The 8,513-nt window shown below is 56.8% G+C and carries 7 protein-coding genes and 3 pseudogenes; 5 read left to right on the forward strand and 5 right to left on the reverse strand.

All coding sequences use genetic code 11. The features are described from left to right. Positions 1-945: 945 nt before the first annotated feature. The 3 genes from PYR71_RS29395 to PYR71_RS29405 all read right to left on the reverse strand — a co-directional run bounded on the left by PYR71_RS29395 (position 946) and on the right by PYR71_RS29405 (position 3,859). A complete protein-coding gene (locus PYR71_RS29395; RefSeq protein WP_009995752.1) occupies positions 946-1,263 on the reverse strand; it encodes a HesB/IscA family protein in 318 nt (105 codons plus the stop codon). Positions 1,264-1,792: 529 nt separating this feature from the next. Next, the gene (rpoN, locus tag PYR71_RS29400; RefSeq protein ID WP_011053429.1) at positions 1,793-3,244 is read right to left on the reverse strand and encodes an RNA polymerase factor sigma-54; all 1,452 of its coding nucleotides are present in this window, start codon (positions 3,242-3,244) and stop codon (positions 1,793-1,795) included. A 75-nt stretch (positions 3,245-3,319) separates the two neighbouring features. After that, positions 3,320-3,859 (reverse strand): peroxiredoxin, encoded by a 540-nt coding sequence (locus PYR71_RS29405; RefSeq protein ID WP_004678566.1) that lies wholly within the window; start codon positions 3,857-3,859, stop codon positions 3,320-3,322. Positions 3,860-4,662: 803 nt separating this feature from the next. Here PYR71_RS29405 and PYR71_RS29415 point away from each other — a divergent pair. Beyond that, a pseudogene (locus PYR71_RS29415) lies at positions 4,663-4,752 on the forward strand (L,D-transpeptidase); the annotation flags it as partial. Here PYR71_RS29415 and PYR71_RS29420 read toward each other — a convergent pair. After that, positions 4,742-5,458: a Crp/Fnr family transcriptional regulator gene (locus PYR71_RS29420; protein ID WP_010009905.1), complete on the reverse strand. Its 717-nt coding sequence runs from the start codon at positions 5,456-5,458 to the stop codon at positions 4,742-4,744. The pseudogene PYR71_RS29415 and the gene PYR71_RS29420 overlap by 11 nt on opposite strands. 596 nt (positions 5,459-6,054) lie before the next feature. Continuing rightward, positions 6,055-6,228 carry a hypothetical protein gene (locus tag PYR71_RS29425; protein WP_010009909.1) on the reverse strand — a complete coding sequence of 58 codons (174 nt, stop codon included), beginning with the start codon at positions 6,226-6,228 and terminating at the stop codon, positions 6,055-6,057. A 306-nt stretch (positions 6,229-6,534) separates the two neighbouring features. On the opposite strand from PYR71_RS29425, the gene PYR71_RS29430 reads away from it, so the two are divergent. From PYR71_RS29430 to PYR71_RS29445, 4 genes and pseudogenes are all read left to right on the forward strand, one after another. Then, positions 6,535-7,713, forward strand: a complete 1,179-nt coding sequence (locus tag PYR71_RS29430; RefSeq protein WP_010009913.1) for a cytochrome P450 — start codon at positions 6,535-6,537, stop codon at positions 7,711-7,713. Positions 7,714-7,733: 20 nt separating this feature from the next. Continuing rightward, positions 7,734-7,988, forward strand: coding sequence for a ferredoxin (locus PYR71_RS29435; protein ID WP_004678571.1), 255 nt, complete (start codon positions 7,734-7,736; stop codon positions 7,986-7,988). A 204-nt stretch (positions 7,989-8,192) separates the two neighbouring features. Then, positions 8,193-8,435 (forward strand): annotated as a pseudogene (locus tag PYR71_RS29440) (nuclear transport factor 2 family protein); the annotation flags it as partial. A 1-nt stretch (position 8,436) separates the two neighbouring features. Then, positions 8,437-8,513, forward strand: a pseudogene (locus tag PYR71_RS29445) (integrase core domain-containing protein); the annotation flags it as partial.

Raw genomic sequence — 8,513 nt, forward strand, 5'->3', positions numbered from 1 at the left:
CGGTGACAATGCTGCGGCGTCTTGCACATGCTGTTGTTTGATAGCCTCGGGCAAGCAGCGCGGGGTGGAGTCGTGCGATGGCGCGTCACGCGATCTTGTTGGCATCGATAACGTCGCATAGCCGCCATCAGTAGGAAGGGAAGAACGTTGTGCGCTCGCGCCTTTTCCAACGGTTGGATTCGCCGCGGCTGCTTAACTAGATGGGTCGCCAGCTTAGCTTGTCGCTGAGAACTGAACTGTTGCAGGCTGCGGCGATTTTTAGACCCTGTCCTACGCGATTGCCGGCTACAACATCCATTTCGACCCTGCCAATTTCTCCAGGCCTCAGATTTCTGTTGTGACGGTCTGATCGTCCTCCTCTGCCGGAACGAGGCTTTCGACGACCAGTATTGTATAAACCGCTGACACGTCTTCGACGGCTTGAACGAGTGTCGTCCGTCTACTGCCAGATCTAGCGAAGTGAGCGACTTGGTCATGAAATCAAGCCTCTTGACACGCACGCGTCTTCGCTCACCTTTCCTCGGCGCGGAACTGCTTGCAGAGGGGGCGTCTCCTTTGGAATCCTGGCCCGGATGCCCGCCAAAAAATTTTGCTGCCTCAGGATAATCCGTTGATGAGCAGACCTTTCTCTCCGGCAGCAAACCGCTTAAAAAGCCTGCTGTCTCCTGACGGACGGTTTGAGGCGCTTCGGCGGGCTTTAGGGTTATGAGTTCGGCCAGCGCTGGCGAGAAGGCGGTCGCTGGGTTGGAACGCAAGGACGACGGCGTCACCAGAAACGCTTCCACCGTTGGATCGACTCCAATTATCAATTCAGGCCCTCTACCGTAGGAAACTGCCCCGGTCTCGCTGAGGGGATTTTCCTGCACGCCGTCGTTCTTCGGATTGAAAAAGGAAACCATGACCTTTTCGCAATAATTCCGCATGGCTCTCTCGCTTTCTCGGTGATCAGCCGAAGGATTTGCCGCAAGTGCAGTTCTGGTGCGCATTGGGATTGTCGAAGACAAAACCGGAGGTTTCTGGTCCCGTCACGAAGTCGATCGTCATGCCGTTGATGTGTGCTTGCGAGTCTGCGTCAACGAACACCTTGACCCCATTTGTTTCGATCACCGCGTCGCCCTGGCCCTGGACGCTTTCTAGCCCCACCAGGTATTTGTAGCCGGCGCATCCACCTGCCTCGACCGCGATGCGAAAGCCTTCCGCCTGCTCGGCTCGGGAAAGCGTTACGTTCATGATGGCGGCGGCATTCTCTGTGAGCTTGATCATGGGATGATTCCTTTTTGTTCGATGGCGCATTTTCGGATTACCGTGCATGCGTCGTGCCAAGCGGTGAGGAAGGCCAAGAGTTCGATCAGCCCGCGTGTTGTATTCCTGCGTCGTCGAACATCGGAGATCTCGAAAGCGCGCCAACTCCAGAACGTCTGCCCGCGTATCTCCGTCTATCATTTTCGGTTGAGGCTCTCGTTGCCGCCGCACCGAAATCCCAGCGGTTCGGCGAAAATGAATGGGAGGCGACAACTGCTTCTAGATTTGTCGCTTGCGCGACATAAAAATTCTGCACGAGTTTTCGTGATTAACCGCTTAGCCCCTAAGCGCTTGGGCTATGGAACAGACATCTAATCTTTTCTGGAACGTCAGCTTAAGCGGCCGGAACAACTTTTGAAGCTCCCGTGACGAGGCTGCGGTCGCCAGCCCATATGAAGTCGATCCTCCATGGAGAGGACTAAGCACAATGTCACATGTGCCTCAGTTCCGCGGTTTTTGGGAAAAGGGCATCACCTACGGTACAAAGGACTTATCCCTCCGCGGCCGCCAGTACAAACCGTTTCTCCCGCCGGCGTTGCGCGGACGAGGGGATGTTCATCGCCTCGCGATATTTGGCGACTGTGCGGCGAGCAATGTCGACGCCTGTTTCCTTGAGCTTGGCAACGATGCCATCGTCGGACAGCACATCATGGAGCGTCTCTGCGGCAATAAGTGCCCTTATCTGATGGCGCACAGCTTCGGCCGAGTGCGCGTCACCGCCTTGTGAGGACGGGATCGCGACGGTGAAAAAATACTTGAGCTCGAACACGCCGCGGGGCGTGAGAATGTATTTGTTCGACGTTACCCGACTTACAGTGGACTCGTGCATGTCGATCGCGTCAGCGATGGTCTTAAGATTGAGAGGGCGAAGATGAGCAATGCCATCTTCCAAAAAGACATCCTGGTGGCGCACGATTTCGGTCGCCACCTTAAGGATCGTCGTGGCGCGCTGATCGAGACTCCGAACCAACCAGCTCGCGCTCTGGAAGCATTCGTTCAGGAATGACTGATCTTTCGAGCTTTGGGCGGTTAGGCGAGTAACTTGCGCAAAATAGGTTTGGTTGATCAGTACCTTGGGCAAAATCTCCCGATTAAGCTCGACGTGCCATCCGCCTCCCGGCGAGGGTAGGACGAAGACGTCGGGTATGATGGATTCCGACCTTGCGGACTGGAACTGGTTTCCAGGCTTTGGGTCAAGTGCACGAATTTCGTTCAACATATCGAGAAGGTCGTCTTCATCGACCCGGCAACGTCGCTTCAGTGCTCGAAAATCGCGTCGCGCAAGCAACTCGAGATTTGCGACCAGAGCTGCCATGGCCGGGTCGAACCGGTCTCGTTGGCGCAACTGAATCTCGAGGCATTCGCCCAGACTTCGCGCAAATATGCCCGGCGGGTCAAATAGCTGCAAAGCCTCAAGAACCCGCTTCACTCCAGCCTCAGGGCTATTTAGCCTCTCTGCTAGCTCCAGAAGGTTCACTTGCAGATACCCAGTGTCATCCAGATGGTCGGCAAGCGCGCCAGCAATCAGCCGCTCCTGGGGTGTGAAGGCAGTGAGGGCGATCTGATGGGCGACATGTTCGTGCAATGTCTCAGTTGAGGCGGCGAACTCATCCAGGGAAGGCCTTTCCCCCGGCGAAAGGTTGCCTGTGTCACGGATTGATTTCCAGGGACTAGACAGCTCAGGCATGTCCGTCCTGGCCGGTCCATCAACGTGGTCTTCGCGTGCGCTGATATTTGGATCATCCGCCGCAGTTGGCGATACGCCAGAAGCCCCGCCGTCATTCGACGCCAGGTCGAGAAATGGGTTCTTCTCGATTTCCTGTTCCACGAACTGATTCAGTTCGGTGTGCGCCAGCTGCAGCAAGCGAATAGACGCGATGAGCTGGGGCGTAATAACCAGCGATTGCTGCTGACGCTGATGAAGGCTTGTAAAGGACTTCATGGTTCGAGCAAAACTCCTATCATTCGGCGCAGGTGTGCACGACAAGTCGTAGCTGCTGGTCGTTGGCTTCAATGCTCATACGAAGGCTGGGGCCTTAAGGCATTTCAAAATGTTTTGCGGCGAAGAAACGCCATACGGATCGGTCGCGCAGTTGTCGCCAAAGCCTTCTTCCTCGAACCACCCCTCCACGACGCCATTATTGATCACGGCAGCGTAGCGCCAGGAGCGCAGACCGAAACCGAGATTGTCCTTGGCGACGAGCATACCCATTTTCCGAGTGAATTCTCCCGAACCGTCCGGGATAAGCTTGACATTTTTCAACCCCTGAGACTTGCCCCAAGCATTCATGACGAAGGCATCGTTGACGGAGAGACAGTAGATGTCGTCAATGCCATTCTTCTTAAACTCGACATAAAGACTTTCGAAATCAGGCAGTTGGAAGGTGGAGCAGATTGGCGTGAAGGCGCCCGGCAGCGAAAAAAGGATTACCCGCTTACCGCTGAAATAGTCGTCGGTCGTCTTGTCTTCCCAGCGGTAGGGGTTGGGACCGGATATAGACTCGTCGCGAACCCGCGTGCGAAAGGTGACAATAGGGACCTGCTTTTCCATGGTCATCAATGAAGCTCCTCTAGGAAAATTTATTTGCGGCCTCTCAGTCACGGCTAACACGAATCCGACCTCGGCCCACACGCCAGGGCAAGCAAGCGTCATGCCATTTGGCCTGAAGGAGATGGACTTGCGGTCAGCACAGGGCCTTCGTCGCCGCACTCGTGCGCTGCTCGTGCGGGCGAGCGAATTGTGAAGCCGTTGTGCCGCGCTGACGGCCGGGCGCTGTTTCGGCTACTTCCGACCGCATCTCGATCAAGGTTTCTCTGCCGCCTTTTAGAACCTTAGCATACTGCCCGCCAGTCCGGTCGCGGCGGGAAGGCGCGGGTCACGAGGTTTGAGGTTCTGCTCGTGCGTATGTCTACCCGCGCACGTTTTCTTGTTTGAAACTGCACAAGAAAGTTTGAGGTCCGACAAAAAGGGGGCGCCAGGCTCGGACCGCGCATCGAAAAATGGTGAAACGCAAACGGCTCCGATAATTTCGTCACAGAAGACGACGATGGCGGATATCCGCAGGTTGGGGGCGTGAAGAGCTCGCAGCCGCCAATATCGATCGGCTGATGCCGACCGGCACCCGGGTCGCGCTATGTAGCCTTTGGCCTACGAGCATTTGTTGCTCGGCTGACGTCGCCGCGGAGCTGATATTTTGTTCCTCTCACCGCTCACCGCTCAGCTCGCTGGCGACCTGCTGGGCGCCCGGCGCCGATGGCGACGCCACCCACCTGCCCGGCGGCTATCCCGAGCTGCAAGCCGGCGGCTCCGGGACTAGAAGTTTTCTCGCCCGGAATGCTCGATGTGGTAGCGCCCGGCACGTCCGTCTGCATCCCGACAATGCCGCCTAGTTCTTTACGCTGGCGCGCCAGGCTGGCCTTTCCAATACGCGGGTGGTAATTACCCGCTGATTTTCTTTGCGAGCGCATCCATGTCGGGCACGGTGATATGCCGGATGTTCTCGATGCGGATGACGCCCTCTTTGCGAAGCCGGGTCAACTGGCGGCTGACGGTTTCGATCGTCAGCCCGAGAAAGTCGGCAATCTCGGCACGCGATAGCGGCAGATCGAAGGCAGTGCTCGTCGCCGTCTCGGCGTGGGCGGCAATGAGGTGGAGCAGGCTTGCGACCTTCTCCTCGGCGGTCCGCCGGCCGAGCGTCAGCATCCATTCGCGCGCGGCATCCAGCTCATTCAGCGCCTGAGCGTGCAGGCTACGCTGCAATTCCCTAGTCTCCAATATCATGCGTTCGAGCAAATTGCGGGGGAACACGCAGATCTCCGCATCGGTCGCGGCCTCGGCCGACAGCGTGCTTTCGCGCACGAAGGGGCGGCCGACGAAATCGGGGGCGAATTGCAGGCCAACGATCTGCTGGCGCCCGTCCGACATCACCTTGCAGAGCTTCACCACGCCGCGCGTGATGTTCGAATAGAAAGAGTTTTCCGATCCTTGTGCAATGATCTCGCAGCCTGCGTCGACCTTGCGGCGCAGCGAGTGGCGGCCAAGTTCGCTAAGCTGGCCAGCCGACAAGGCGCCGCAAACGACGCCGTGCCGCGCCTGGCAGGAACGGCAAGCGACGGAAGTGCCAATCACGAGAACCTCACTGCGTGCGACGTCCATGTCCTGATCCCTTCGAAAACCGCCTATGCCGGACATGCCCGAGACGACCACGCGGCCGTTGCGACTTCGGCTATCCCTATTTCTTCCAGCGCGTCTTTGATGGCTATCAATTTCATCGGGATTGCGATTTGATCCAGATCAAATCTCCGTACCCACGCTCTTGCCGTGCCAGGCAGGGTAGTTTGTGGATTTGTTTCGGACGGCATTTTCGGCCCGCCGCTTGAGCGGGCTTTCTGCGGCCATCGCCTTCCGTCTCGGCGGACGGTAGGCCACCATACCCATTGCTGTCAGGCAACACCCAATCGGCAGATTGCCGCCGACTCTTAGGGTGGTGTCGTCGGGCTGGTAGAACTGACATTCAGGACAAAGGAGTAGCACGCTTCGAGCTGTTCCCGGAATTCCGCCGCTAGCTCGATGCCACAATTCAAAGCTACCCACCCTCAAGCTATCCCACTGCATCGCAGTACATCAGGACATTCGTTACTCGTCGCGCTGTCTCTGGCCCCCGGCTGTGGTGGCTGGAAAAAAGTCGCACCTGAATAGATGGCATCCGGCACCTGATGTCGGGTTTTGTTAGATACGCGACACGGCCTTGATCAGCCAATCTTTAGTTCTGCCTTGAGCCAAAGCGCTGAAAGGCAATTGAAAAATTTCTTTCCGGCCAAATCAATCAAATTGGCATGAACTTTGAAGTTCTTCTTGCGGGGCGGCAAGGACTGTCGGCCGGTTTCTTTGGTGACCGCCATGGAGCGGAGGAAATCAAAATGCATCTGTGCTCAGAACGCATTTACCGGAAGAGAGGTACCCGTGAAAATCCGATGTCGACCGGAAGGGCGGGCGAGGCATCCAAGAAATTTCGACTTCGGCCAACAAAGCAGCGTGGATTTCGAGCCGCACGGCGATCTGATCGCTGCATCGCATGTCATTGGCGCCTCGCGCTGCTGAGATTGGAAATCTGGCGCTCAACGATTTTGCTCGCTCCCTCTCCGAGGAGAATTCGTTCTCGGCGAAGGGGCTTTGATGACAGGAGAAAAGCAGTGGCTACCATTAGGGTTCCAGAACATGTCCCTCCCGAAATGGTGAAGGACTTCAGCCTGTTCACGTCGCCCGGCATGGAGCGCATGCCAAATGGGGATCCGCACGCAGCTGTCGCTTGCCTCCATAATGGACCGAGAATCTTTTATTCTCCCTGCAATACGCGCGATGGCCGAGGTACCTGGGTCATCGTTCGCGCTCAGGACCAACGCAAATTGCTGCAGGACACCGGAACCTTTTCCAGCCATCGGAGCCTTTTCGCCTCGGCGCTTGGCGAAAACTGGCCGCTGATCCCGCTTGAACTCGACCCCCCGGCTCACAGCGTGTTTCGCTCACTTCTCAATCCGCTGCTTTCGCCCAGGCGGATAATGGAGCTCGAACCGGCGGTCCGTGATCGGGCGATTGCGTTGATTTCCAAGATTTCCGCGTCGAGCACAAGCTGCGACATCTTGACGGACTTCGCCTTTCCTTTTGCGGTTAGTATCTTCCTCCGTTTGCTCGGCTTATCCGATGAGCGCCTCAATACATTCGTGGGCTGGGGGAAGGACCTGCTCCACGGCGACGGCATCAGACGAACCGCAGCCGCCCGAACAATTTTGGCGTTCATCGATGAACTTGCAGCGATGCGCCGCAAAGAACCGGCCGACGATTTCATGACCTTCGTCGTGCAGGCAAAGGTCGACGGCCGCCTGTTGAGAGACCAGGAAATCCATGGAATAGGCGTGCTTCTATTCGTCGCGGGACTGGACACCGTGGCAACGGCGATCGGCTTTGACCTGGCCTATCTCGCGCGCAATCCGACAGAACAGGAATTGCTGCGGAGCAAACCGGATCGAATTGTGCTCGCAGCCGAAGAACTGCTTCGCGCCTATTCGACCGTGCAGATGATCCGTGTGGCGACGAAAGATATCAATTTCGAAGGCGCGCCGATCCGTAAGGGGGACTACATTTCCTGCGCCACGATGATTGCCAATCGTGATCCGGTGGAATTCGAAAATCCGAACACGATCGATTTGGCACGAGAAGACAATCGCCACACCGCTTTTGCGTACGGTCCCCATCGCTGTCTTGGATCACACCTTGCCCGGCGAGAGATCGTCATCGGCCTGGAGGAGTGGCTGTCGCGCATCCCTGACTTCCGTATCAAGGATGGTACGGCGCCCATCACCTATGGGGGCCACGTGTTTGGAATGGAGAATCTGATCCTGGACTGGTCCTGATAATTGAGAGGAGGAAAGACATGGAGTACCGTATGCGCGTCATAGTGCACACTTCCAAATGCCAAGGTCATGCAAGATGCTGGGCCCAAGCGCCCGAAATATTCAATCTTGACGACGAGGGATACATACTGCCCGGTGCAATCGATGTCGAGGAGAGGGACGAACTGTTCGCGTCGCGAGGCGCTCGATCCTGCCCTGAACGTGCGCTGGAGATAGATTGCGTTTCGGATGCGTTGCTCGATCGCCTTTTGTTCAACCAACATTGTGGGGGTTGAAACGCAACGCAACTGGTGCATGACGGCGCCGTCGCTGTCCAAACACCTTACCCGCAGCTCTCCCATTGATGTCTACTTCTAAGGGCAGTTGTTTACATGCATGCCTAAGCAGAGGGAGGGTTTTTCCTTACGTCAGCCGAGCAGTTGAAAGCTGGCTGCGTCACTGGATGGGTAAGCGCCCCGATATCAGATGTGCGACAAGCGATGAAACACAAAAAAATTACCGAATTGCTCGACCGCGAGGCGCTCCGCGACTGCCTCTATCGGTATTGCCGCGGGATAGACCGCGCCGATGAAAGGGCGCTGCGCAGTTCCTACTGGCCCGATGCACGTGACAATCACGGGACCTATTCCGGTTCGGCCGAGGGCTTCATCGAGTTCGCCCTTGGTGTCTTCAAGACGGGACCGCGCAACATCCATCAAATCACGAACATTCTGATTGAGTTCAAAGCCGACTGATAATGCTTTCATCGAAGCGTTCAATGGCCGCTTCCGTGCAGAATGCCTGAACCAGCATTGGTTCCT

Source organism: Rhizobium mulingense (assembly GCF_029194105.1).
Taxonomy (GTDB): domain Bacteria; phylum Pseudomonadota; class Alphaproteobacteria; order Rhizobiales; family Rhizobiaceae; genus Rhizobium; species Rhizobium mulingense.